24 protein-coding genes are annotated in these 24,011 nt (G+C 44.7%); 7 read left to right on the forward strand and 17 right to left on the reverse strand.

Translation table 11 applies throughout. From position 1 onward, the window contains the following. Positions 1 to 18 precede the first annotated feature (18 nt). The gene (locus ABV409_RS04115) at positions 19 to 1,068 is read left to right on the forward strand and encodes a 2Fe-2S iron-sulfur cluster-binding protein (protein WP_353876279.1); all 1,050 of its coding nucleotides are present in this window, start codon (positions 19 to 21) and stop codon (positions 1,066 to 1,068) included. Positions 1,069 to 1,077: 9 nt separating this feature from the next. After that, a complete protein-coding gene (locus tag ABV409_RS04120) occupies positions 1,078 to 1,443 on the forward strand; it encodes a hypothetical protein (protein WP_353876280.1) in 366 nt (121 codons plus the stop codon). Here the strand turns inward: ABV409_RS04120 and ABV409_RS04125 are convergent. Next, positions 1,415 to 2,194, reverse strand: a complete 780-nt coding sequence (locus ABV409_RS04125) for a patatin-like phospholipase family protein (RefSeq protein WP_353876281.1) — start codon at positions 2,192 to 2,194, stop codon at positions 1,415 to 1,417. The genes ABV409_RS04120 and ABV409_RS04125 overlap by 29 nt on opposite strands. Before the next feature lie 140 nt (positions 2,195 to 2,334). On the opposite strand from ABV409_RS04125, the gene ABV409_RS04130 reads away from it, so the two are divergent. From ABV409_RS04130 to ABV409_RS04145, 4 genes are all read left to right on the forward strand, one after another. Continuing rightward, entirely contained in the window at positions 2,335 to 3,015 is a 681-nt protein-coding gene (locus ABV409_RS04130) for a TIGR04282 family arsenosugar biosynthesis glycosyltransferase (RefSeq protein ID WP_353876282.1), read from the forward strand. Between the two features lie 73 nt (positions 3,016 to 3,088). Further along, positions 3,089 to 3,424, forward strand: coding sequence for an arsenosugar biosynthesis-associated peroxidase-like protein (locus ABV409_RS04135; protein WP_158776344.1), 336 nt, complete (start codon positions 3,089 to 3,091; stop codon positions 3,422 to 3,424). Between the two features lie 2 nt (positions 3,425 to 3,426). Beyond that, a complete protein-coding gene (arsS, locus tag ABV409_RS04140; protein ID WP_353876283.1) occupies positions 3,427 to 4,515 on the forward strand; it encodes an arsenosugar biosynthesis radical SAM (seleno)protein ArsS in 1,089 nt (362 codons plus the stop codon). Positions 4,516 to 4,700: 185 nt separating this feature from the next. Further along, complete coding sequence (locus tag ABV409_RS04145) at positions 4,701 to 5,315, forward strand: TetR/AcrR family transcriptional regulator (protein WP_353876284.1); 615 nt, start codon at positions 4,701 to 4,703, stop codon at positions 5,313 to 5,315. Here ABV409_RS04145 and ABV409_RS04150 read toward each other — a convergent pair. Genes ABV409_RS04150 through ABV409_RS04160 form a run of 3 tightly spaced genes read right to left on the reverse strand, consistent with a single transcriptional unit; the run spans position 5,312 to position 7,898 of the window. After that, the gene (locus tag ABV409_RS04150) at positions 5,312 to 6,346 is read right to left on the reverse strand and encodes a glycosyltransferase family 9 protein (protein ID WP_353876285.1); all 1,035 of its coding nucleotides are present in this window, start codon (positions 6,344 to 6,346) and stop codon (positions 5,312 to 5,314) included. The two genes, ABV409_RS04145 and ABV409_RS04150, sit on opposite strands and share 4 nt — an antisense overlap. Then, positions 6,330 to 6,935 carry a DUF4254 domain-containing protein gene (locus tag ABV409_RS04155; protein ID WP_353876286.1) on the reverse strand — a complete coding sequence of 202 codons (606 nt, stop codon included), beginning with the start codon at positions 6,933 to 6,935 and terminating at the stop codon, positions 6,330 to 6,332. Before ABV409_RS04155 ends, ABV409_RS04150 begins: the two co-directional genes overlap by 17 nt. 27 nt (positions 6,936 to 6,962) lie before the next feature. Then, entirely contained in the window at positions 6,963 to 7,898 is a 936-nt protein-coding gene (locus ABV409_RS04160; RefSeq protein ID WP_353876287.1) for a DUF6427 family protein, read from the reverse strand. A gap of 41 nt (positions 7,899 to 7,939) precedes the next feature. Here ABV409_RS04160 and ABV409_RS04165 point away from each other — a divergent pair, with 41 nt between their 5' ends. Next, a complete protein-coding gene (locus ABV409_RS04165) occupies positions 7,940 to 8,161 on the forward strand; it encodes a DUF6341 family protein (protein WP_353876288.1) in 222 nt (73 codons plus the stop codon). Here ABV409_RS04165 and purD read toward each other — a convergent pair. The 13 genes from purD to ABV409_RS04230 all read right to left on the reverse strand — a co-directional run bounded on the left by purD (position 8,156) and on the right by ABV409_RS04230 (position 23,979). After that, positions 8,156 to 9,427 carry a phosphoribosylamine--glycine ligase gene (purD, locus tag ABV409_RS04170; protein ID WP_353876289.1) on the reverse strand — a complete coding sequence of 424 codons (1,272 nt, stop codon included), beginning with the start codon at positions 9,425 to 9,427 and terminating at the stop codon, positions 8,156 to 8,158. The two genes, ABV409_RS04165 and purD, sit on opposite strands and share 6 nt — an antisense overlap. Before the next feature lie 52 nt (positions 9,428 to 9,479). Then, entirely contained in the window at positions 9,480 to 10,466 is a 987-nt protein-coding gene (locus ABV409_RS04175) for a UDP-glucuronic acid decarboxylase family protein (RefSeq protein ID WP_353876290.1), read from the reverse strand. A 155-nt stretch (positions 10,467 to 10,621) separates the two neighbouring features. After that, positions 10,622 to 11,968, reverse strand: a complete 1,347-nt coding sequence (locus tag ABV409_RS04180; RefSeq protein ID WP_353876291.1) for an exopolysaccharide biosynthesis polyprenyl glycosylphosphotransferase — start codon at positions 11,966 to 11,968, stop codon at positions 10,622 to 10,624. A 35-nt stretch (positions 11,969 to 12,003) separates the two neighbouring features. After that, entirely contained in the window at positions 12,004 to 13,116 is a 1,113-nt protein-coding gene (locus tag ABV409_RS04185; protein WP_353876292.1) for a DUF1972 domain-containing protein, read from the reverse strand. Further along, positions 13,058 to 14,323 (reverse strand): O-antigen ligase family protein, encoded by a 1,266-nt coding sequence (locus ABV409_RS04190; RefSeq protein WP_353876293.1) that lies wholly within the window; start codon positions 14,321 to 14,323, stop codon positions 13,058 to 13,060. Before ABV409_RS04190 ends, ABV409_RS04185 begins: the two co-directional genes overlap by 59 nt. A gap of 576 nt (positions 14,324 to 14,899) precedes the next feature. Next, positions 14,900 to 15,586 (reverse strand): acyltransferase, encoded by a 687-nt coding sequence (locus ABV409_RS04195; RefSeq protein ID WP_353876294.1) that lies wholly within the window; start codon positions 15,584 to 15,586, stop codon positions 14,900 to 14,902. Beyond that, positions 15,583 to 16,596 (reverse strand): glycosyltransferase family 4 protein, encoded by a 1,014-nt coding sequence (locus tag ABV409_RS04200; RefSeq protein ID WP_353876295.1) that lies wholly within the window; start codon positions 16,594 to 16,596, stop codon positions 15,583 to 15,585. Before ABV409_RS04200 ends, ABV409_RS04195 begins: the two co-directional genes overlap by 4 nt. A gap of 94 nt (positions 16,597 to 16,690) precedes the next feature. Continuing rightward, positions 16,691 to 17,890 carry a hypothetical protein gene (locus ABV409_RS04205; protein WP_353876296.1) on the reverse strand — a complete coding sequence of 400 codons (1,200 nt, stop codon included), beginning with the start codon at positions 17,888 to 17,890 and terminating at the stop codon, positions 16,691 to 16,693. After that, positions 17,887 to 19,239, reverse strand: a complete 1,353-nt coding sequence (locus ABV409_RS04210; RefSeq protein ID WP_353876297.1) for a capsular polysaccharide export protein, LipB/KpsS family — start codon at positions 19,237 to 19,239, stop codon at positions 17,887 to 17,889. The genes ABV409_RS04205 and ABV409_RS04210 overlap by 4 nt, the downstream gene beginning before the upstream one ends. Beyond that, positions 19,236 to 20,678 carry a lipopolysaccharide biosynthesis protein gene (locus tag ABV409_RS04215; protein ID WP_353876298.1) on the reverse strand — a complete coding sequence of 481 codons (1,443 nt, stop codon included), beginning with the start codon at positions 20,676 to 20,678 and terminating at the stop codon, positions 19,236 to 19,238. Before ABV409_RS04215 ends, ABV409_RS04210 begins: the two co-directional genes overlap by 4 nt. Positions 20,679 to 20,689: 11 nt before the next feature. Then, positions 20,690 to 21,955, reverse strand: coding sequence for a polysaccharide pyruvyl transferase family protein (locus ABV409_RS04220; protein WP_353876299.1), 1,266 nt, complete (start codon positions 21,953 to 21,955; stop codon positions 20,690 to 20,692). A 3-nt stretch (positions 21,956 to 21,958) separates the two neighbouring features. Then, complete coding sequence (locus ABV409_RS04225) at positions 21,959 to 23,107, reverse strand: cytidylyltransferase domain-containing protein (RefSeq protein WP_353876300.1); 1,149 nt, start codon at positions 23,105 to 23,107, stop codon at positions 21,959 to 21,961. Continuing rightward, complete coding sequence (locus tag ABV409_RS04230) at positions 23,107 to 23,979, reverse strand: N-acetylneuraminate synthase family protein (RefSeq protein WP_353876301.1); 873 nt, start codon at positions 23,977 to 23,979, stop codon at positions 23,107 to 23,109. The genes ABV409_RS04225 and ABV409_RS04230 overlap by 1 nt, the downstream gene beginning before the upstream one ends. Positions 23,980 to 24,011: the final 32 nt, after the last annotated feature.

Here is a 24,011-nt window from a genome sequence, read left to right on the forward strand (position 1 = left end):
GCAGGCAAAATTCGCTGAATGAAAGATTTTCATACCCTTCGTGTCGTTTCGGTCGATCGCTTGACCCCGAATTCGGTGGCCTTGACCTTTGAAGTGCCTGCGCACCTATCGGAGACATTCCGGTTTGATGCCGGACAATATATCACTATTAAAAAAGAACTCGGCGGGGTCGAAGTACGTCGCGCCTATTCGATATCGTCTTCGCCCGCATCGGGCAAGTTGACCGTGGGGATCAAAAAGGTCGCCAACGGCACCTTTTCGGTCTACGCGAACGAATCGATCAAGGAAGGGGATGTCTTGGAGGTCATGCCCCCGGAAGGCCGCTTCGTTTTCGAAGGTGGGAAGGGACCCCAACATCTCGCCGCCTTTGCCGCAGGAAGCGGGATTACCCCGATCATCAGTATTGCAGAAAGCGTTTTACGCGATGATGACGCTAGTTCGTTCGTTTTGGTATTCGGCAACCAAACGGTCGAAGAAAGCATGTATCGCCAAGAGCTCTTGGCCCTTCAGGAAGTTTATGGAGCGCGGTTTTCAATCATCTGGTTGTTCAGTAGGTCGGCCGAAGAAAATGCCCTTTTCGGGCGTATCGAACCTTCGACCGTGAACCTCGTAGTCAAGAACAAATTCAAGGATATCGCTTTCGACCGTTTCTTTTTGTGTGGCCCTGAAGCCATGATCGATGCCGTCTCAGAGACCCTCAAGAAAAACGGGGTGGCCGACGATCGCATCCGATTCGAACTCTTTACAAGTTCAAGCGATGAAGATGCAATGGCACCGACGCTTGACGGACAGACCGCCGTCGAAGTGGTGGTCGATGACGCCGAATTCTCCTTGACCATGGATCAAAAAACCCTGGTTCTGGATGCCATTCTCAAAGAAGGTATCGATGCCCCATATTCCTGTCAGGGAGGGGTATGCAGTAGCTGTATCGCACGTGTGGTCGAAGGAAAGGCCGAAATGGTCAAAAACCAAATCCTGACCGATGGCGAAGTTGCGGAAGGGTTGATCTTGACCTGCCAGGCCCATGCCCTGACCCCAAAGTTGAAAATCGACTACGACGACGTGTAAGCGATGGTGATGTTACAACTTGCGTATCTCGCCAATTGTCTGGTAGCCGGCTGGGTGGGTCTCAGTTGCCTGTTTTCACCGAACAAGGCCGTGCAAACCGTTTTTTCGAATACCGTTGCCCCTTCACAAGTAATTCGCTTGGTCGGGGCACTATGGACGGCTATTTTCATCCTTTCTTTCGTTGGGCTTTTTTACCCCGACGCCATGGTGCCGGTGTTGGTCTTTCAAGTGCTCTATAAAGGGGTGTGGCTCCTAATCGTTGCCCTGCCTGCCATTAGGAATGCGCGCGACTACCCGAAAGCGATGGCCGTATTCTTTTTGGTTTGGGTGGCCGGGCTACCCTGGATCATTCCTTGGCAAGGGCTTTTTCAATAGCGCGACTGGCATGGTCGTACCCAATGGTGAAAGCCTTGTCGATTCCCTTTTTATCCAGCACGCCGATCTTTTCCAATTCCAAGGGTTCGATCCATAGATCACATGAGGTCAATTTCGGATGGCTTGAAGCATAGATCATCAGACCGGTAATGCGCCCGGCGAGTTGCAACGAATTTCCCAAATCCTTTTTCTGCAATACGCCAGCAATGGAGACATTGCTGCCAATGATGAAGTCTGAAGTACCGTCTACGTATTCTTTTGGAAAGTTGTTCATGATCCCTCCATCGGCGTATAAAGTACCCTCGATATCTACCGGACTGAACACAGGGGTCAAAGCGGCCGAGGCCAACAGTGGCATGATCAAACGACCGCTTTCGAAAACGGTTTCTTCACCCAACATCAAATTGGTGGCTACCACCGACAGTCGTTTGTCCAAATCTTCGAAACGATCATGCGGAAAATACCCTTTGAACAACTTGAAATAGCGTTCGGTATCAATGATGCCGGGTTTGCCGATGGCAAAAAAATTGTATTGGAAAAGCGGGGTTTCCTTGAAAAATCGCAGCATGTTGTCGATTGAATTGCCGTTGGCATACAAGGCGCCTACCAAGGCACCGATGCTGGCCCCTGCGATCCGATCGGCGAAAATACCGTGTTCCTCCATGGCCTGCAGGAGTCCGATGTGCGCCATACCCCGAACGCCCCCTCCTGACAGCACCAAACCGATCGATCTTGCATTTTCGATATCCATCCCCACAAAATTAGAACATGCCCATGCCATGGCCACTCTTGTCAAATGTTAAAATTGAAATACACCGTAAGCGCATCACGGGCATCGCGACCTATTTTGCGCGCATTTATCGTAAGTTTACTTCTGTCTAAGACCGTTTTATGAACGACCATGGCATCGCGGTATTGATTTTTGCCCATTCGGGCTTGGTCGAAGCGCGCCATAAAAAGATAGCGCATAGCCCCAATCTTTTCGAAATCCTGACCGAACATACCCTTAAGGAGGTTAGGCGTTCAGGCTTGCCCCATTTCCACTTTACCGAGAAGGAACAAATCGGTCGATCGTTCGGCGAACGTTTTACCCATGCCGTACGAAGCGTTTTTGCAAAAGGCTACGAAGGGGTCATTTGCGTTGGCAACGATACCCCCGGGTTGGGCCAAAAGGCCTTGAAGCATGCCGCCCATGCCATACGTTCGAACCAGGCCGTTGTGGGCCCTTCGGCAGATGGGGGTTTTTACCTACTGGGAATTCGAAAGGGCTGGTTCGATCTTAATGCCTTGATAGGGCTTCCGTGGCAAAAGGCTTCCATGGCGGATTTTACCAAGCAATTGCTTGCCGATGCCGGTATATCGTGTCTGGAATTGGATCGGCTTAGGGATATCGATTCGAATGCATCATTCCGCGCCCTTCTGAAAAACAGCTATACCTTGGGTGATCGTCTGGTTCGTTTGCTCTTGGATTTCGTAATGCTACTACCGGCGTCTTTCCAGGTCGTATTTGCACCATATACCCCGGTATTTGTCCAAATTCCCTGTAACAAGGGTTCCCCGAAAAGGGACTGATTCCTAAGTAACCCGTTATTTTCGGCCATGACCCATGAGCCGGAACATTCCCTTAATTCAAAAGTCAACGATAATGGCCAATTCCTATTACGATCCAGCGGATTTACGAAAATTCGGTAAAATCACTGAATGGAGCGAAGAGCTCGGAACCAAGTTTTTCGATTACTACGGTAAAGTATTCGAAGAAGGGGCACTCAGCGCCCGTGAAAAATCATTGATCGCCCTAGCGGTCGCCCATGTGGTCAAATGCCCGTATTGCATAGACGCCTATACCAAAGACGGTCTGCAACGTGGTATCACCAAAGAAGAGATGATGGAGGCCGTTCATGCCGGAGCGGCAATCGAAAGCGGCGCTACCTTGGTGCACGGGGTCCAGATGATGAACAAGTATAACAAACTATCGATGTAAGCATGTCACAAAGTATTTTAAAGGAAATCAAGAAGGCCTCTAAAAAATCGTTGAAGGCCCGTGATAATGAACTGGCTTCGGTCAACAGGCAACTCGAAATTTTGGATGGTGGCCTTTTCGCAGAGGGCGAACTGCCGTATTTCAAAGACAAGATCGCCGAAATCGGCCATTTCCCCCTGAAACCCCAAAAATTGGAGATCTTACAGATCAATGTCGGCTATATGTGCAACCAGGTCTGTGAACATTGTCATGTCGATGCCGGCCCTGATCGTAAAGAGATCATGACACGCGAGACCATGCAGCAGTGTTTGGAAGTCATCCGGAATACCGGGGCACATACTTTGGATCTCACAGGAGGGGCTCCTGAAATGAACCCTGATTTTAGATGGTTCGTAGAAGAAGCCTCTAAGGCAGGTATTAAAGATTTTATCGTGCGTTCGAACCTGACCATCATACGCGCCAATAAAAAGTATTATGATCTACCCGAGTTCTTTAAAAAGCACAACGTCCATGTCGTTTCGTCAATGCCCCACTATACCCGAGGCAAAACCGACAAACAACGCGGTGATGGGGTTTTTGATAAATCGATCAAGGCACTTCAAGAATTGAACGCGGTAGGGTACGGCATGCCCGGCAGCGATTTGCGCCTCGATTTGGTATACAATCCTTCAGGCGCCTATCTGCCGGGAGATCAAGCCGCCTTGGAACACGATTTCAAAAAAGCCTTGGATGAGGATTTCGGCATCCAGTTCCACAATTTATTCGCCATTACCAACTTGCCGATATCACGATTTTTGGATTACCTCATCGCCTCGGAAAACTATGAAGACTATATGTACGCACTGGTCGATGCCTACAATCCAGCAGCAGTAGCCAATGTGATGTGTACCAACACCATTTCGGTGAGCTGGGACGGATGGTTGTACGATTGTGATTTCAATCAGATGTTAGACCTTAAGGTCGCCAGCAAGGTAAAGCACATCAAAGATTATAATGAAGACCTCTTGGCCAATCGCAACATTATCATCTCGCAACACTGCTATGGGTGTACCGCCGGTGCAGGTAGTAGTTGCCAAGGCACCGTGGCCTGATCTATCGGTAAACGGCAAAATTCTCCGACGAACATTTTAAGAGCTGATCAAAAGGATCGATTTCAGGGGTTGATTTTGCCGTCTACCGAATTTTGTTGCGGTTTGTCTTATAAGATTTCTCTTACGCTTCTTAAGTTGGAACTTTGTCATCGACATTGTGAAGATGTCCATAAAACCCAAATCAAATGGACGCAAACCTACCGAACAGCAAAATGCTGCACCTGATGCGTGCGAAAGGTCTGGAGCTATTCTATAAGAATGGCTATCATAACACCAGTACCGAAATGATCATCGAGAACCTTTCGATTACCGAAGCGGCTTTCTTCGAGCATTTTCAATCCAAAGAAGATTTTTTCATCAGTATTACACAAAACCTGATCCTTCAACGTACGCTTCGTATGCTGATCGAACCGGTAGCTTACAAACAAAGCCCGTTTCCACTGATCGTCGACATGCTGGCTACCGAATTGGAACGGGTAACCGAAAACAATGCCGACTACGGATTTATGCTTTCGAACTTCATCACGGAATTCAACAACCGCAATCCGAAGATCAATAAGTACCTATTGGACATCTTGAAAATTTGGGAAATCAACTTGGTTTCGATCTTGAAAAAAGGAAAGTTGGACGGCTACCTCAACAAGAACGTTGATTGCGAAGCCTCTGCCAATTACATCATATCTTCCTATTTCGGCATCCGAACCATGATGGTCGAAGGCAACAAACGTCTGCTCAGCTTGCAGTACTTGCAACAATTACGGTATTATTTCCACACGATTTCACAAAAAGAAATGGTCTAGGATACGGATTCCAGAACTTCCGTGATCCGCTTCAGAACCTGTTCAGGAGCGACCGTCTCAATAGCCCTTTCATAGCCCTCGGGCCACTTGTTCCCATACACCGAAGTCGGCAATAGCGGAAAAGAATCCCGGTCGGCCAACAAAGCGTTCGCTTCGGGCTGGCCATAGGGTGCAAAACCCGCATACGGATGGGTCACCCCCCAAATGGTAATTACCGGAATTCCGTAATTGGCGGCCAAATGACCGTTCCCACTGTCCATCGAAACCATCAGATCCAGGCCTGAAATCAAATCGAGTTCTTGTCCAAATCCCATTTTACCTGCCTGATTGACCACATTTGGGCCGAATTTGGAGCAAAGCCTTTCCAATAGTTCGGTTTCTTTTGGTCCCCCACCGAAAAGCGAAATACGATAGTCCGCTGCAAGCCCTGCGATGACCTGCTCCATCATCCTTAAGGGGTACATTTTGCCCTTATGGGCGGCAAAGGGGGCGATGCCGATGTGCTTCGTCTCCTTCTTGGATTCGACTGGGTCGATTCGCGTCAAGAAATGGTGTGATACAGCCTCTAGGGCAACATTCAACTTTCGGAAAACGTCGGCATACCGTTGGTGCGTCGTTTTTAGTGGATGGATGGTTTTGGGCCACCATTGCGTCAGTACTTTCTTTTGGGCCCTTCCTTTATCGATTTGGGCAACCTCAACCCCGGTAAGCCGAAAAAAAAATCCCAAAATCTTAGAACGTAGCACATTATGACAATCCGCCACTTGGTCTATTTGGAGTTTTCGCAGCTCACGGAACAATTGGAACAGCCCCAATACCCCTTTGTGCCTTTTCTTGACATCGGCCACGGCAACGGAGGTTCGGGGTACCTTCTCAAAAATGGGGGCAAAATGTGCTTTCGTCAAAACGGTAAGCCGTAAGGAAGGATGTTCGGATACCAGCTCCAATAGGACCGGAACCAGCATGGCCGCATCGCCCATCGCCGATAAGCGAATGACTAAGAGGTGCCTACCATCAGCTTTTTTGACCACGTAAGATCGGGTTTAGCTCATCGTCGTTGTACATCTTCATCTGCTTGTACACTTTCATGTATTTTTTACCGGCCTCGATATCGGCCAATAGCTGATCGATAGCCGTTGAAAGATCTTTGCGTTGTTCAAGCAATACCTGGAGTTTTTCAGCGCATTTGGCCCGGTGCTCCGTAGTGGCGTCGCTACGGTCCACCTCTTCTTTCATGTGGTAGATCTTCAAGGCCAATATGGATAGCCTGTCAATGGCCCATGCCGGACTCTCCGTATTGATAGACGCGCCATCCAACACTTGTACCGATAGGTATTTTTGAAGGAAATAGCTATCGATATACTCTACCAAATCCGTACGGTCTTGATTGCTGGCATCGATTCTCCGTTTCAGCGTCAAAGCCGCCACGGGTTCGATATCCGGATCCCGGATGATATCCTCGAAATGCCATTGCACCGTGTCGATCCAATTCTTGCGATAGAGCAAATGCTCTATGGCGTCTTTGGGATACGGATTTTCAAAATCCTGGTCAACATCGTCCTTGACGTGGTAGGCTTTGATACTCTCTTCAAAAATCGAAAAAGCAAGATCACTGAACATCTCGGTGTATTTTTGTGCAAAGATACATTATTGCCAAAGTGAAACGACCATCATGCCTAAAGTTGCAACAACCAAGGCCACCAAAAGACCTTCCTTCACTTTCTTCTTGGCGATGGTCTCTACATAATTGGCACAGAATACCGAAGCCGGAAAAAAGGAATACAAGATGGCGTGATGTTCCATCCCTTTGGTGAAGCACATCAAACAAAGACCCAAAAAATAATACACGGCCAGCAACCGCAATGAGACCATCCTTCCAATACCGCGATAGCGCAATTTCGATAACACTACGAAAATCGAAATCAACCCAAGAACGATATATAAGACGATCGCCAACTGAAATGCCGTCTTGAAGTCTTGAAAAGCGATGATCTGCCATTCAAAGCGATACCCTTCCAACATCGTAGCCGTATCCTTGAACGTCAATACGACCGCTGCCATCAATAATGAAAAGGTCGCCATGGCTGCCAGAGGCATCGTCCAGTTGCGAGCCATTTTGGCCGAGTATACGTAAATCCCGATCAGTAAAGGAACCATAAAAAGCAAGGCCCATTCGTGAAAGATACTGGCGACCAAAACCCATAGTGCGGCCTCGTAAATTTTAGTGTTGGTCGCTTTTTCGAATTTCAATTGCAGCACCCGGCTCGCCGATATCATGACGAACATATTGGCCATCAACAAACTGTCCCAATGCAATAGCTCGTTGAAAGCCGCGGTGAAAAGCACGAAAAACAGCATCGCGAAGGAGTTGGTTCCTGTAAGTTTGATCTTATTGGCCAAGAATCCCGACCCCCAAATAAGTCCGAAAAACGCGAGAAGGCCTATGGTTTTTGAGAATACTAAGGGCGAAGTCCAGTCGGGCGACCATTGTCGATAAACGACCACGACATAGAGCAACAGCGAAAAACCAAGTAAAACCAAGTAATTGATCGGTTTAGTTTTGCTGAAAAAGCTTGATATCATTTCAGGTTTTACTATTTTTGTAAGGTAAATATACTGATAAGATGAGCAGCTTTTTTTACGGAATCGAAGACTTATTCGTCAACTATCTATTCGCCCCTTATGATTTTTTCAGGTTTTTGGAAAACTGGTGGGCCTCCAATAGTGTGAATTGGATTTTTGTAGTCATCGGCTTCGTGGCCATGGTATACTGGATGAAGCAGCTGCAAGTATTCGATGCCAACGGCGAAGAGGACAAAAGCATCTCCTCGCATTCTTACCTATAGATCGAATCCTAGGTCTTTACGATAATACATTCCGTCGAATTCAATTTTGGCCATATTTCCGTAGGAAGTTTTTAGCGCTTCCGAAAAGTGTCCGCCGAATGCCGTAACGGCCAATACCCTACCTCCATTGGTTACTACATCGTCACCCTCCTTACGCGTACCTGCATGGAAAACGGTAGCGTTTTCAACCGAATCCAGTCCTTTGATCGGTTTGCCTTTTTCATAACTGCCAGGATACCCCCCGGAAACGGCCATCACCGTCGTAGCGGTTCGTTCGTCCACTTCCAATTGCACCTGGTCCAATTGCCCCTCGGTGGTTGCTTCAAGCAACTCCAACAGGTCGTTTTTTAATCGTGGGATAACCACTTCCGTTTCGGGATCGCCCATTCGTACATTATATTCAATGACTTTAGGCGTACCCTCGACATTGATCAGTCCGATAAAGATAAACCCGATATAGGGGATGCCGTCTTTCGCAAGACCTTCGACAGTCGGCTTAACGATGGTCGATTCGATTTTCTCCATAAAGGCATCGTCAGCAAAGGGTACGGGAGAAATAGCGCCCATACCGCCGGTATTCAAACCGGTATCGCCCTCTCCGATCCTTTTATAATCCTTTGCCGTTGGCAAGACTTTGTATTGACTGCCATCGGTCAAAACAAAGCAGCTCAATTCGATTCCGGTTAGGAACTCTTCAATCACCACGGTAGCGCTAGCTTCACCGAATTTGGCATCTACCAACATCGCTGTTAGTGCCTTTTTGGCTTCTTCAATCGACTCTAAGATCAACACCCCTTTACCAGCGGCCAAACCATCGGCCTTCAACACATAGGGTGGATCCATTTGTTCCAAATACGCATGTCCTTCGGCCACGCTTTCGGCGGTAAAGCTTTGGTATTTTGCCGTAGGAATGCCGTGTCGTTGCATGAATTCTTTGGCGAACTCCTTGCTCCCTTCCAAGGTAGCACCGTGTTTCGCAGGCCCGATGACCTTTACCCCGGCCAATTCGGAGTCGGCCAAAAAGAAATCATGAATACCATTGACCAAGGGGTTCTCGGGTCCGACGACGACCATGTCGATGGATTGGGCGATTACCGTTCGTTTAATGGCTTCGAAATCATCGACTGAAACGGCAATGTTCGTAGCGATCGAATGCGTGCCGGCATTACCCGGGGCAACGAACAATTTCGTCAGTTTCTTGCTTTGTGAAAGCTTCCAGGCAAGGGTATGCTCGCGACCCCCTGACCCTAAGATCAATATATTCATGAAAGACTCTTAATAGCCCCTCCCCCGCGTTTATCACAGGGAACCGGCCAAATTATTTCCTATTGACATTTGAAAAATCGCGGTGCTCCGTTTTCTCCAATTCGGCTTTTGAGAGGGTTTTAAAATACTCGAATGTTTTGCGCATCCCCTCGGCACGTCCGACCATGGGCTCCCAATCCAAGATTTCCTTGGCTTTTGAGATGTCCGGTTGCCGTTGCATGGGATCATCTTTCGGCAAAGGCTTGTAAATGATCTTTTGATCGGTACCCGTCAGCTTGATGATTTCCTCGGCAAAATCCTTGATGGTGATCTCATGCGGGTTTCCGATGTTCATCGGTAACGTATAGTCGCTCATCAACAAACGGTAGATGCCTTCGATTTCATCATCGACGAAGCAAAAAGATCGCGTCTGTGACCCATCACCGAAAACAGTGAGGTCTTCGCCTCGAAGGGCCTGACCCATGAAAGCCGGAATCACCCGTCCGTCGTTCAAGCGCATACGCGGACCATAGGTGTTGAAGATACGTACGATACGGGTATCCAAACCGTGAAAACGATGGTATGCCATGGTAATCGACTCTTGAAATCGTTTCGCTTCATCATACACGCCACGGGGCCCTATGGTGTTTACGTTTCCATAATACTCCTCAGTCTGTGGGTGCACCAAGGGGTCTCCATAAATTTCGGAGGTCGAAGCGATCATGAAACGCGCCTTCTTTTCCTTGGCAAGTCCTAGAAGATTGTGCGTGCCCAAGGCCCCTACTTTCAAGGTTTGAATCGGTATTTTCAAATAGTCAATCGGGCTCGCAGGCGACGCGAAATGGAGAATATAATCCAAAGTTCCGGGTACATGAACGAATTTGGTGACATCATGGTGGTAGAACTCGAATCGCTCGTGAGCCATCAAATGTTCGATGTTTTTCAAATCGCCTGTAATCAGGTTGTCCATGCCGATGACATGATGCCCTTCCTTAATGAATCGATCACATAAATGGGAACCTAGAAAGCCGGCCGCGCCGGTAATAAGGGTACGTTTCATGAATAACGTGGGTTGTTTTGCCAAAAGTACTTATTCGACTTTAGATGGAAAATGAATTATTCCGTTTTGAAGACATTATACCATAAATATTCGATAAGCAACACAAAACCAAGGATTACGGATTCTAAACTTCAAACGTTGCGGACAGCAGAAGCCTAATATGCTTTATCTTGCCCCTTAATCACACTGATCATCGTTTGAAAAATTATTTTAAGATCAAGTAACAGGGACCAGTTTTCAATATAGAAAAAGTCATATCGGGTCCGGTTGATAATGTCTTCACCGGTTTCTATTTCTCCTCGATACCCTTTGGCTTGTGCCAAACCCGTAATTCCAGGTTTCACGTAATGGCGTAGCATGTATTTTTGAACTGTAGTATTGTATTCTTCATTTTGGCGCCATAAATGGGGGCGTGGGCCAACAATCGACATTTGACCCAGCAAGACATTAATGAACTGTGGAAGTTCATCAATACTCGTTCGACGCAGGAAAGCGCCTATTCTTGTTATTCTCGGGTCGTTTCTGGTTGCCGATACTTCCGTGCTATCATTTATTTTCATCGTCCGCAACTTGTAGCAACCAAAACCTTTTTCATTAAAGCCAGGACGATTCTGCCGAAAGTAAATCGGTCCTTTTGAATCCAATTTTATCAGCAACCCTATAATTGGCAAAAGCCACGATAGCAGGAAGATAAAAACCAACAGGGAAAAGATGAAGTCAAAACTTCTCTTGTAAAACCGGTTAAATGGATCTTCCAAAGGTATCTCACGAAGTGAGAGCACTGGCAAATACTCATAGTAATCCAGTTTTAAGTATTTCGTGAAAATCTCTTTGTTATCGGGAATGAACTTCAATTTTATCAGATGGTTATCCGCATAGTTGATCATCCTTCCGATTTCCTCATTGTTGAATTCATTGACTGAACAGTAGATTTCGTCAACATTGTTGTTTTGGATAAAGCCCAGACAACTGGTAATACTGAAACCTGGCGCTTCTTGTGAAAATTGCTTGATCACATGGTACCCATACTCCCCATGCTGGCGAAACATCTTCACCAAACGGTCGATCTTTTCGTTCTTGCCAATAATTACGACATCGCGCAGGCTGCCTTTGACCTTGTTCCTAAAGGCCATAAGTAAATAGTAATTCAGGAACTTGAGCAAGAAGACCCCGATGAATACGGAAAGAAAGAAAATCCCAAGGTTCAGCCTACTGATATTCGGTTGTTTAAAAAAGCCGATAAACGCATATAGACTTAGGAAAAAGAATACGAATTGGCGAAACAGCAACCGAAGCAAATAGGTCACCTTAGTAAACCTGTAGATCTTGTAAAATTCATTCTTCACCGAAATAATGATCCAAACCAAGGAAATATAGCCGTGGAACAACAAGGGGAAACGAAACAAAATCGGGAGGTATAACGCCAACAAATTGATGACCAATAAGTCAACAATTAAGGACGTCGGATGGATAAAACCAAAGTATTTTTCGTTTTTGAACATCACTGATCGGCTATGCGTGTGGTCTTCATTTTTGCTTACCCTTCATTTTTGTCCAATTCGACACACCTTTGACAATAGGACAAATAGTTATGGTTGATCGTTGGCCAATTATAGCTCTTTTCAATTTTATCAAAGTTGGAATCGAGATAGGTGCTGAAATCGGACTTGATATGTGTTTGTAAGTGGTCTTTTACTTCGTCTTTGTTTGAAAAATAAAAGGCCTCTCCTTGTAAAATCGATTTATTGAATGGGTTATCATGTGCAACGATCAGGGCTTTGGATGCCATAGCCTCCAACAAGGACGGGTTGGTGCCGCCAACCGAATGTCCATGGAAATATAAATTCGAATAATAACGCAAATTGTTCAGGTGTTGTAAATTGTAAACCCCTCCTAAGAATTGGATTTTCTTGGAATCGGAAAACTTCTTCAATAGATAATTTCCGAATTTGGTGGATTTATAGTTGCCGATTACCAAGAACTTTTCTTCGTTCCCAGCTAGTTCAACACCATCCAAGATCACCTCAATGTTATTTTCGGGTTCCATCCTTGCAATCAACATACTATAACCATATGGTTCTACCCCATACTCCGCAAGCACGTTTTCATCGGCGTCCTTGAACGTCTCGGCACCATACGCGATGAACTCCGAATCAGCTCCATACTCTTCTTTCAAATAATCTTGTATCCCTATGGAATCGGATACAAGGTAATCGCTGGTTTTCACTGCCAATTTTTCAGCATATTTCAAAAATTTCTGGACTGGCGGTGAATACTTTGTCCGCTTCCATTCCAACCCATCCATATTTGAGATAATGACGCTCTTCTTTGGCAGCATCCACCCCCAAATAGAGCTACTGGTATAACCAAGTTGGAGGATCACATCGAATTTCCTTTTTCTGGAATCGCGAATACAATTAAAGTCATAGATAAATTGCCCAAAGGTGCCGAGAAGATACTCAGGGTCGAATTTATGGAGAATCTTAACGCCTCTAAAAGTAGGTTCCTGATGCGGATGGTTATGGGAATTGTAAACATATACATCATGACCTTGTTCCTTCAAGAATACGGAGAAAAATTCCGCAAATTGTTCAAACCCTCCGTAATGGTTCGGGACGCCTCTTGTTCCTAATATCGCTATTTTGAGCATGCCTTAGATTGTTCGTCAAAAGTATGAATATCGTAGTAAAGAAATACACTCCCCTGACTCTTCCGAAAATTGCCTCGGTAAACATACACAAAAAGGCAAATAAGGCGACTACGGTTAACATCCTGTAGCCTTTCTTCTTTCCTAAATAAACGGCCCAAATCGGTATTGCCAGTAAAAATGCCAACCCCAAAATCCCGGTTCTCATATAGGTGTCTATAAATTGATTGTGCGGATTATAATCGATGTGTTGCCGTAAGCCCAATTTTTCTAGGCGTTGCTTCAGTTCCCGCTCTTTTGAACGCGCAGCACCGTTTCCAAAAATGCGTTCCTGCCAATTTTCTAATGTCGCAAACGCCTCCCGCCATAATATCAGTCGTAAAGTCAACCCATTGATTCGGTCGTCATTCGGTTCAAGCTTGGTTTCATTTAGAACGGAAAGGTCTTTGTAGTCGATAATTTCCTTAAATCGATTCTGGACCGGTCGAAACAACATCAGAGCGGCCAACAAGCCGCAACCAACCAGCAGCACCTTTTTCCCATTGCTTCGATAGTCAACAAAGAATAGAAGGAAAAGAATCAGGGCCATACTCAAAACCATTTTGGAACCCAAAAAGACCAATAAGCCAAAAAGCGCTAATTGAAACGCGTATTTTGTCTTAGAACTAAAGTGTTCTTGAACATAACAAATGGCGAAAAACACCATATACGACAAATATACCGGGTGGTAGAAATTTGCAAAATGGTCAAAGGACAAAAAGTCCATACTGCCTATCAATAGCACATCCGAAAAGGCAAATCCGAAAAGGACAATTCCGGTAACACACGCGAACATGGCCAAAAAATACAAGGGGGCCTTTGGAGCAACGGAAACGAACATGATCGGAATAAGCACTAAAGGAAGCAATCGTTCTACTGTTGAAAACTCCCTACTGCCATTTTCAAAGGAAACAAGGGCACTTATTGCGTAAACCAGAAAAAGCGCTATAAATAGAAGGTTCATTCTGTTGGCGGCCAGTTTCACAAAGCTGAATCTTCGCAGATAAAATACCAATCCCAATATGAGTGTAACGTTGAACAACGGATGGAAAAGAAACACGGAAGTAACAAAAAGAATTGCTACTATCCCCTGTTTTTCAAGATTCCTTATTCTGTCGAAAAAGTGGCTTACCGTAAAGAAGAAAATGAAGATTAGGGTCAAGCAAATCACTATAAGGACCAGGTTAACAATTGGGAATCGACTTAATATCGTTCGCGGGGTCTCGATAAAGGAATATGCTTTGTAAACGTTGAAGTTCGCATCCCCCCTATACTTTACGTGCTCCCCGACCTTAAATTGGTTGCTGCTGACCGAACCGATCAACTCGTCCGATCGATTCAAATACTCCATTCGCTTTAATGGATAATTTTCCGCAGGCCCAATGAAGTACAACCGAAATTTTCTGATGTCAAAATCGCCCAGTCCCGAAATTCTCGCAAGAGTATCGTTTTGCCATTGAAATTTAAATACGGTCCCTAAATCAACCTTCGGGTCTTTGTCCAGATAAGGAAACAAGATCGGTTTTTCCAAGCTATCCGATTTTTTCGAGATGAGCTGTACGGTCTCAATGGAATCGTCCACAACCCGGTACTGTGTACCATAATAAAAGGCCACAATAGAAGATGCGCATATCAAAGAAATAATGGCCGTTCGTAGCGTGAAGTTCCATGGGCCGATTGTTCCGTTATTTTTCTTTTGAATTTGGTTTTCCATCTATCTTTTCAATCGGTTGGTCGCTTTCGGACTTCAAAGGTTCTTCAAGACTTTTGCCGGAACGCCCCCTAAGACACAGTTTCCTGGAAAACTCTTGGTTACCACGCTTCCAGCGGCTACTATGGTCCTGTTCTCTAGGGTTACGCCATCCAATATCGACACCCCGGCGCCTATCCAGCAATCGTCTCCGATGACCACTCCTTTTCGAGTTACCCCCTGGTCTTTGATGAGTTTCGATGCGTCGTCGAAAACATGGTTCTCAGAAAAAATCTTAACGTGTGGCCCCATAATGACGCCATTGCCAATGCGAATACCTCCTTGGCCACCAAGAAAGCTGTAAGCGTTTACCGCTGAATTGTCTCCAATACTGATTCCCGTTCCTTTTTGGGCAATAACCCCGGTACAGATCAAGGTGCTTTTCTTCGCTATCGTGACATTGTCACCGAATCGGATACCCTTTTCTGAAAGCGCATTAATATACACCCCGTCTTCCAAGATCAAATTCCGACCTGCCGAAAACAGTTTCCTTTGTTTTACCCTCACCCCTTTGCCCCTGAAAAACAGGCCTTTCGCTTTTATCAACCAAAGTTTGCCCCAAAGGCCTCTTATCAACTGGGTCGTGCGTTCCGACAGAATCACGAACCATTCATAATTAGAATAGCTGCTTTCAATAGCGTAGGAGTCGTTCTTTTTGATTTTTGAAATCAGCTTAGCTATCATACTTTTTCGATTATCCGCATTAATTCCCTTGAAGCTTTGTCCCAGTTAAACTGTGCCGCTCTATGATGCCCTTCGGCGATCAACCGTTCCCTTTTCGCAGGGGAGTGTAAAAGTGTGTTCAAAGCCTTAGCGATCGCTTCAGGTCGGTCGGGGTCAATAAAGAGCGCTGCGGACCCACACACCTCCTTCAAACTAGTTCGGTCGGAAGATACTACCGGGACACCGCTCGCCATTGCTTCCAACGGCGGAAGACCAAACCCTTCAGCGAAGGAGGGAAAACAGAACACCGTTGCCAAAGCGTAGACCTTGGGCAAATCACCATCGGCGATATGTCCGGTAAAGATAACCTTATGCTTGAGCCCATTGTTGGCAATTACTTCTTCCAGATCTTCCGTTTTATGACTGTTGGCCCCCGCGATTACCAAAGGGACATCTACGTCCTTCATGGCGATCAATAAGGATTTGATGTTCTTCCTGATATTCAACCGCCCCAAAAAAAGCACATACCCATTGGGTAAACCATAGTCTTTTTGCGTTTTTACCAACTCTGCATCGGCAAAATCGGATGCAGGTCGAAACTCCTTGCTGACCCCATGATGCACAAAATGGACGTTATTTCGTTTTGCAAGACCATGCGCAATGATTCTTTCCTTTTCCGTCGCTGAAATGGTAACTAGGCTTTTGGCCTTTTTGGCCAAAGGAACGATTAGTCTTAAATAGATCTTTTCCTTAAGTGAAAAAAAACCTGGGTAATCCAAAAAAAGCAAATCATGGATGTAAACGATGCTGTTAACCGCTGGAAAAAGTGGGCCGAAATTTTGAAATAAGGTTACATCTAGGTTAAGTTTTTTATGGTACTTGGGCAATACAAAGGTGTTTGAAAGGAGGTTGTTCACCCGTTTGACATAAACCAAATGAACATTAGCTGCTTGAAATGGAAATTCTTTTTCAAAATCTTCCTTGTTCAAGAAGATATAAAACTGATGGGAGCCATATTTGGGACCAAGCATTCCGGAGAGTAAATTGATCAGCACAACCCTGCCACTTGGAGGGCCCGTAAAAAACCATTTAGCATCTATCCCTATTCTCATTTCCGCCCAAAGTTCACGTTACCGGTTTTTCAGTACCTACGCCTGAATCGGGTATCCGAATTTGCGTAAAAGCCAATACCCAAATTACATATTCGGCTAAATTAGAGGAAAAACTGCCGGTAAACTGATATATAAAAATAAACCAAAACAAAAAGCTCCTATACCGGCTTGTCCGCACCCTCGTTTTTCTAAAAAGATGGAGTTCGACCCATACTTTTAGAAAAAGGCCCGTAAAGCCAAAAAACACAAAAAATTCGGCTGCTGAATTCGGGATGGTCACCCTTTTGTTCAGTGAACTGCCGTAATTATAGAACTCTGAGATGATTTCATGACCCAAAATCTTAATGTGGCCCCATCCGATTCCGAACAGGTAGCTTTTCTGTTCCAAAATGCGATACCCAAGTACCCACGCATCAAAAACACGTGCAGATCCGGAAATATCCTTCCCATTGATAAAATTCAGTGTTCGAATCACCAGGGCATTGTCGGGGTTTACGATAACCAATGTGGCCAAACCTGTCGTAACGATCAAAAATGTAAAAAACAGCAACTGTAGATTCCGCTTCTTTTTCAAAAAATCCAATCGGACGTAATTAATGGCCAAACTCAGAATAATGCACGCAATGACGCCCAGCGATCTCGATAAAAGCAGGGAAGCCACCAAACTGCCCAGCAAAATTACGTTTGTCAATTTCGCGTTCTTTTCAATTTTGCTGATGTAATAAAACAACAAAGGAGCCAATAATAAACAATAGTAGGAAGGTTCATACGTCAACATGCGCAATTGCGGTGAACTATCGGCTGAATAATCCATTCTCCAAATCTTATCCGAAACAATGGGAATCCAAATGACGCAAACCGCAAAAAGGGTCGCGATTAGATTCAGCCAAGTCAAATTCCTTATTGCCTCGAAGACCGATTCCGGTTTCTTTTTTAGACGGTGGTAAAACCCGATTACCAAAAACATGACCGCAGAGTGGAGCAAGAACGATTTGAAATATTCGAAATAATCTACGATTCCGTTCACATAGTGTATTATGAAATAAAAGAACGCCAATAGCACATAGAGCAACAAAATGCGCCAATAGGTTTTTGAAACCTGAAAAAACAGGAAAGGTGCAAGGAACAAGGTATATCGCAATCCAAAGGGAAGTCCAAAAGAATTGAAAAAGAAATAGACAATAGCGATTATGGTGAACAATCCTAACTTCAAACAAGCAGTTTTTTAAATGCCCCGGCAACGGATTCGAGATTTTCATCTTCCATGCACTTAGGGTCTGTTAATGGATCTGAAATTAACCCTTTTGAACTGTGGGTAAGAAGAAATTTCGAAAATGCCCCAAGCGACATTTTGTTTTCTTTGTCTTTTGCCCAATTCGATAGCAGTTCGTCAAAGTCCTGAATATCACGAAAAGTCTCAAAGGTCACTTTATGACAATTTCTTAACCCATCGAAAAAGATATCCGCGAAAAGGAAGGCGGGTTTTCCATAAAGTGCCGCTTCATACGCCACGGAACCTGAAATGCTGAATACCGCTTTGCAATTTTGTATCAATAGGTGGGAGTTAATGCCTTCATCGGCCAAGACCACGTTTCTTAGGTTCTTGATTTTCTTAAAAAACCCAAATGAGCGATCGCCGATGGCGTTCGTGTGTTCTTTAACCACCAACTTATGGTCTTCAGGTAAAATCCTCCAAATACTTTGGATGATCTTAAACTGGTCATCATAATACCTGCCAACGATATCAACGGAGGCTTCAGGCTGTTTATGTAGGGTGAATAGCAGGAAGTCATGCGACTTGAATTCTTCAAAAGGGTGGGTTTTCACCAAAGGATATGTCAATCTGTTCCATTCCTCCCTGAACCCTTTTCGCAACCTTCCCTTGAGGTTGGTTGGGGAAATGGAAGGGTCGTCCTTTTCTAAATTCTCTAAAGTGAAGAACCTGCCTGCACGCTTGAATTTACTGAATAACCCCATCGACTTTTTCACCATTTTTTCAACTAAGACCGATTCAGTTGGGCGATTGATTTCTATCTCCTGACCATCTTTGTAGGTGTCGAATTCCACCTTTTGATAGATTTTCGACTGAAATTCATCCTCAAGAAACGTAAAATGATATCCGGGTATTCGAATAGTTTGGGGGTGTAGGTAGGTACAGTTGAGCTCCTTATGTTTCCGGCAAATACGGTGTATCAAAACCTCGTGGGCGTATGTGGTCTCGCCAAAAATAAAGGATATCCGTTTTTCCTTTATAAAGTCGTAAACCGGTTTTTGAATATTCTTTAGGTAGCCATAACCCCAGTCTCCGTAAAACTTGAGCGCCCTATCAACGGCAACGAGTTCGTTAAGTTTGAATTCGCCGATTTCCGGATTGTCCTTATCCCCCATCTCCTTATTGATCAGTAACAAGGAGTCGTGCCCGTACTCTGGGGCCAAAAAATCAAATAGCTTATTGTTCAATACGATCCAATAGACCCCGATCCCATGTCCTTCCAATTTCTTTGCCAAGGCGTGAAAAAAATAGGTCTTCTTATAGTTTGTGATAAAACAGATGTTTCTCATATCGTCTTGAATTTTCGAATAACAATGTTCTTTTCTTCCTTTGAGAAAAAGGGTAATAAAAACCAAATAGCGACTACGTTTGCCAATAATAAGCCTCCTTTTATCAAAAGGGAGTTGAGGTCCAATCCAAAATAAAAGGTAGCGGCATAATTCAACAGGAGTATTACGAACGATATCCAAATCTTATGGAAGGGCAATTTCATCCTGTAAAATCGTTGCCCAATCGCAAAGGTCATTAGAAAAACGGCCATAAATACCACAAACTTAACAATGCCTAGGCCTATCAGGCCGAAATAACCAATTGCCCAGTACTCCAAGAAAAATCCGATTAGCACGCCCAGGCCCAAGATCAATGGTATGGAAATGGTTCTTTTCGAATACTGGATCGTTTGATGGATCAAATAGTACGAACCTTGGAAAATCGCACCAAAGAGCAACCAGGGTAAAAACTCGAATATCCCAAGGTATTCCGATCCACCGATAACAATCAAGATCTTTTTACCGAAGAACAGTATCGCACTGGCCAACAAGACCAACAGCATCAAAAAGTTGCCGATCAGTCTTCCATATACCTCCGGAGTGTTCTTGTTCTTTGCTATGGAAAAGAAATGGGGGGTCCACGCCAAGGAGAACGATATCCCCACTGTAATCAAGACAAAGGAAATTTGAAATCCAACATTGTAGAGTCCGAGATATTGACTTCCCAGCACGTTTTCGATTAAAAAGTAGTCCAATCGATACAGTCCCCACCAAAGCATGGATTGGAACATCAGGGGGATGCCGAATTTTAGTGCTTTTCTTATATGGCCCCAGCTTAATCCTTTGATGGTGAAATAGTTCGCGTACAAGACGATCGAAATTAAGAAAAGAGGGATGCGTGCCCAGAACTCCCCTTTGATCTTCCCTAGTGCCCCCCCGTCCAGTATGGCGACGAAATAATAGATCGCGGCCAATGACATCGCAAATTGACCCAGATTGAAAAGAAGATAGTTCACCGGCTGATCTTTCACCCTGAAAAGGGTCAAGTTCAATATTGGAAACGTAAAGAGAAACGAATACCCGAGCACATATGCGATATATCGGTCATAATCGATTTCGACCCCCAACAATTCAAAAAGACTGGAATAGCCCATTGACAAAAGGAGTATAAGCCCAATATTGGTCGCCACCATAAATATCAAAACCGACGAAAAAAAGGACTTAAACCCTTCAGCGTCGCTTTTAAAATCGAAATAGTAGCGCATAATAGTAGCCCCGAAGCCGTATTGCATGATGGCATTCAAAAAGACACCGAATGCCATAAAGAACGCAACGATTCCGTATTCTTCAGTGCTTAGTTTCGACACATAGATCGGGAGAAGAATAAACGATAATGCTTGGGTCAAAAACTGTCCTATGGTGTATAGGGAAAAGGATTTGACGATCTTCGTTCTATTCATTGACCCAGGTGCTACATGGTTTCCAATTCCGTAAAACTGCGTTTGGCTAAATCGATCAGTTCAGCTTGGCGCGAAAGCATGTCCGATTTGACCTTTTCAAAGTCGGCAATTATGGCGTCAACGGATGCAACGAGTTTCGCAGAAGAAACGCTTTGAATCGATTGCACGTCGTCTGGTCTCTGGATATGATCGAAAAGGCTAAATATCTTATCGTGATAGGCAATACCTACAATCGGGGTGTTGACATTGTACGCCAGAATATTAGGGTGCAGGCGCGTACCGATGAAAACCGTAAAACCGGATAAGATCCGCATCAATTCGTCGGGGGTGTAATCAGGTGGCATGATCACAACTGATGCTTTTCGGTCAATAAGCTCGTAAATCGCCTCTTGTTCACTGGTGTCATCACCAAGGACCATTGGGATAAATGTGATTTTACAATCCCATTTCTCGATTAGGAGGTCAAGACTTTTGGCAATTTCAGTGCGAATCGCCTTAAGTTTTGACTTATCGCCCTGTAGCAGTTTGTAATAGGGCATCACGTTTATTCCTATTTGGACTTTTTTCGGCGAACTGTTGTTTTGTAATTCCATACCCAGCAACATGGCGGGGTCGGCCAGGGAAGAAATTTTCAATTCAGGGTTTATTGCCTTTAAAAAGGCGTATGATTTACGGTCCCTGGTCGAAATACCATCTATGATGTCCAACAATGTTGCAACCAGCCTGTACACCGGTTTGCTATATGGCTTCGTATTCGAACCAATGGCAAAACAGTATACTTTGACATTCATCAATTTCGCCAAAAAGACTTTGGATAGCTTATACATCATGCCGACGGTGGTCGTCATGGAATTGTTATGGGTCTCTAAGACCCCGCCCCCTCCAAAAACCAATATATCGGTCGTTTTCAAGGTTCGGTACATGTAGAAGAGTCCGTCTAAGGTCCTTCCTTGCCAAATGACTTTATGCGAGGTGACCTGTTGTGTTAAATACGGTCTATACGATGATATGGTGATATCGAATTTTTGTTCGTCGAGATTTTCAAGAATGGACTGGAGAATGGCATCGTCTCCAACACTTTGATTTCCGTAAGCACCATATAAAAGGATTTTGGTCTTCCCTTCTTTCCGTGTTTCGATTTGGTCACCTTTATTCGTTTTTTTTCGCTTTAAAAGCGGTAAAAAAATAAAGAATACGAGAAAGTAAGAAATTGCAGCCTCAAGGTATTTTAAACCAAAATATTCCCTTATCGTGGTCCACTTTCGTTGTTTATCCATTATTCAGTCTAATATAATCCCAACCATTTCCCTTACGGCGCCTTCGCCACCGCTTTTTGAGAGAATGGTAATTCCGGGTATTGCTTTAATCCGCTGTAGTGCGTTATTCGGGCAGGCCGCAAATCCAACTTTGGATAATAGTTCATAGCAATTGATATCGTCACCGATATACGCCACCTCATCCAAGGAGATCCCTAGTTCACGACAGGCAGCCAAGGCGGCCTCCAATTTGCCACCATGTGCTTTGCCTTGGTATAAAAAATCAACCTTTAACTTATTTGCCCTTCTTTCAACTATTTTCGTTTCTTCAGAAGTTACGATCCCGGTTTTTATGTTCGCATTTCGAAGTAATTCGAAGCCTTTTCCATCATGGGTGTTGAACTTTTTCAACTCATCCCCATTTTCGGAATAGTACATTCCGGCATCGGTCAGAACCCCATCCACATCGGAAAGGAAAAGTTTAATATTTCTTTTCGTCTTGATTTCAGGCGCACGGAACCTTCGCATCAGCGATTCGGCCATGATCCAATCTTCTTCTTCGTCAATTTCGACCGCGGTATATTCCGGCATTTCCGCAATCCCAATGTTTCCTGAAATCCTATTATTCGACGCTATGATGTTGCCGACCGAATTCATATAGAACGCACCGTTCTCCATCAAAAGCCCTTCAAAATCCTGTCGTCTTGGGCGATTGTTGTAATCATAATTCAATGGGGCACCGCCTTCGTTCCAGAAAAACCGTTTGGTTCTGACACAGGAAAGGACCGAATCATGGGTCGACAATAGGTCAAGGCCTTTATTAAGGTCCCCGGAGCTCAAAAAAGGGGAAGTCGCTTGAATTAGGATGAAACGTTCATTATCGGACAAACCCTCAGCTTCGAGGTATTCGAAAATAACACTTTCCGTAGAAGAAGTATCTTGGGCATTTTCGGATTTTCTTTCGTAAACCTCGGTTTTTTCGAGGCCGAACCCCTCCACTGTATTTTTGATGAGCTCGCTATCGGTAGCAACGACGACGCGGTCTATTCGTGTACAATCTACAGCAGCCTTAACCGTCCAATAAACCAAAGGTTTTCCACAAAAGTCCTTAATGTTCTTGAAAGGAATCGATTTACTTCCTCCCCGTACCGGAATGAAAGCGACCACAGCCATTAATTGCCTCGGTATTTCAATTTATCGCGTTGCACTTTTTCAATTTCCAGGATTTCATCCGCCTTATACGCCAATGATTCATAGGTCGCTTTTAAATCCCTGCACAATTTTCGCAAACCGGCAGGTTCTAAGGAAGCTGCGTGATCGGTGCCTTTCCAAGTTCGATCTTTGGTGAAGTGTCGCTCTACCCAATTCGCCCCTAAGGCATAGGCGGCATTGTCAATGGCGATCCCTAAATGGTGGCCGGAAAAGCCAATATGTTTCACGCGTTCTCCATAGGTTTCCTTCAGTCGCGTGATTTCCAACAAGCAAACGTCCTTAAAGGGAACTGGATATCCTGAGGTACAGGAATACACCACTAAACGGTCTTTGGCCTGTCCGGTTTCCTCAAAAAACTCGATGATCTTTCTTTCTTCCTCTTGATTGGTCATCCCAAATGAAAGGTGGACATCGCCTGAAAACTCATCACGCAAGACCTTCAGCATTTCAAAATGATTATTGCAAGCCGAAGGCACCTTCAACAACTCGGGTTGAAAAGAAATCATTTCCTTGGCCGAAGTCACATCCCAGACCGATGTAGAATACATTAATCCGATGGTGTCACAATGTTCTTTGAGTTTTTGGTGTTCCTCGACCGAGAACTCCAAAAATTCCCGGTGCGCCCCATATGTATCACCATAAGAATTGGCCGGGTTCGGGTGGGGGGCGTTGTATTGCTCGTCCGTTAAAAGTTCTTTGTTGTTCCTTTTCTGGAACTTCGCCACATCAGCACCACAAAGCTTGGCAAGGTCAAGTAGTTCAATGGCAATATCGAAATCGCCTTTATGATTGCAACCGATTTCTGCGATTACATTTGGTTTTTGGTAATTCACTTTTTATTGATTTAAAATATTCTTGGTTCAAA

Origin of the sequence: Flagellimonas algarum (assembly GCF_040513375.1) — a bacterium.
Classification (GTDB): domain Bacteria; phylum Bacteroidota; class Bacteroidia; order Flavobacteriales; family Flavobacteriaceae; genus Flagellimonas_B; species Flagellimonas_B algarum.

Bases quoted from the DNA above. Each gene is read 5' to 3' on its own strand.
- ABV409_RS04115 (WP_353876279.1), top strand. From the start codon at position 19: ATGAAAGATTTTCATACCCTTCGTGTCGTTTCGGTCGATCGCTTGACC.
- ABV409_RS04120 (WP_353876280.1), top strand. From the start codon at position 1,078: ATGTTACAACTTGCGTATCTCGCCAATTGTCTGGTAGCCGGCTGGGTG.
- ABV409_RS04125 (WP_353876281.1), bottom strand. From the start codon at position 2,194: ATGGATATCGAAAATGCAAGATCGATCGGTTTGGTGCTGTCAGGAGGG.
- ABV409_RS04130 (WP_353876282.1), top strand. From the start codon at position 2,335: ATGAACGACCATGGCATCGCGGTATTGATTTTTGCCCATTCGGGCTTG.
- ABV409_RS04135 (WP_158776344.1), top strand. From the start codon at position 3,089: ATGGCCAATTCCTATTACGATCCAGCGGATTTACGAAAATTCGGTAAA.
- arsS (WP_353876283.1), top strand. From the start codon at position 3,427: ATGTCACAAAGTATTTTAAAGGAAATCAAGAAGGCCTCTAAAAAATCG.
- ABV409_RS04145 (WP_353876284.1), top strand. From the start codon at position 4,701: ATGGACGCAAACCTACCGAACAGCAAAATGCTGCACCTGATGCGTGCG.
- ABV409_RS04155 (WP_353876286.1), bottom strand. From the start codon at position 6,935: ATGTTCAGTGATCTTGCTTTTTCGATTTTTGAAGAGAGTATCAAAGCC.
- ABV409_RS04160 (WP_353876287.1), bottom strand. From the start codon at position 7,898: ATGATATCAAGCTTTTTCAGCAAAACTAAACCGATCAATTACTTGGTT.
- ABV409_RS04165 (WP_353876288.1), top strand. From the start codon at position 7,940: ATGAGCAGCTTTTTTTACGGAATCGAAGACTTATTCGTCAACTATCTA.
- purD (WP_353876289.1), bottom strand. From the start codon at position 9,427: ATGAATATATTGATCTTAGGGTCAGGGGGTCGCGAGCATACCCTTGCC.
- ABV409_RS04175 (WP_353876290.1), bottom strand. From the start codon at position 10,466: ATGAAACGTACCCTTATTACCGGCGCGGCCGGCTTTCTAGGTTCCCAT.
- ABV409_RS04180 (WP_353876291.1), bottom strand. From the start codon at position 11,968: ATGTTCAAAAACGAAAAATACTTTGGTTTTATCCATCCGACGTCCTTA.
- ABV409_RS04185 (WP_353876292.1), bottom strand. From the start codon at position 13,116: ATGCTCAAAATAGCGATATTAGGAACAAGAGGCGTCCCGAACCATTAC.
- ABV409_RS04195 (WP_353876294.1), bottom strand. From the start codon at position 15,586: ATGATAGCTAAGCTGATTTCAAAAATCAAAAAGAACGACTCCTACGCT.
- ABV409_RS04200 (WP_353876295.1), bottom strand. From the start codon at position 16,596: ATGCTTGGTCCCAAATATGGCTCCCATCAGTTTTATATCTTCTTGAAC.
- ABV409_RS04210 (WP_353876297.1), bottom strand. From the start codon at position 19,239: ATGAGAAACATCTGTTTTATCACAAACTATAAGAAGACCTATTTTTTT.
- ABV409_RS04215 (WP_353876298.1), bottom strand. From the start codon at position 20,678: ATGAATAGAACGAAGATCGTCAAATCCTTTTCCCTATACACCATAGGA.
- ABV409_RS04220 (WP_353876299.1), bottom strand. From the start codon at position 21,955: ATGGATAAACAACGAAAGTGGACCACGATAAGGGAATATTTTGGTTTA.
- ABV409_RS04225 (WP_353876300.1), bottom strand. From the start codon at position 23,107: ATGGCTGTGGTCGCTTTCATTCCGGTACGGGGAGGAAGTAAATCGATT.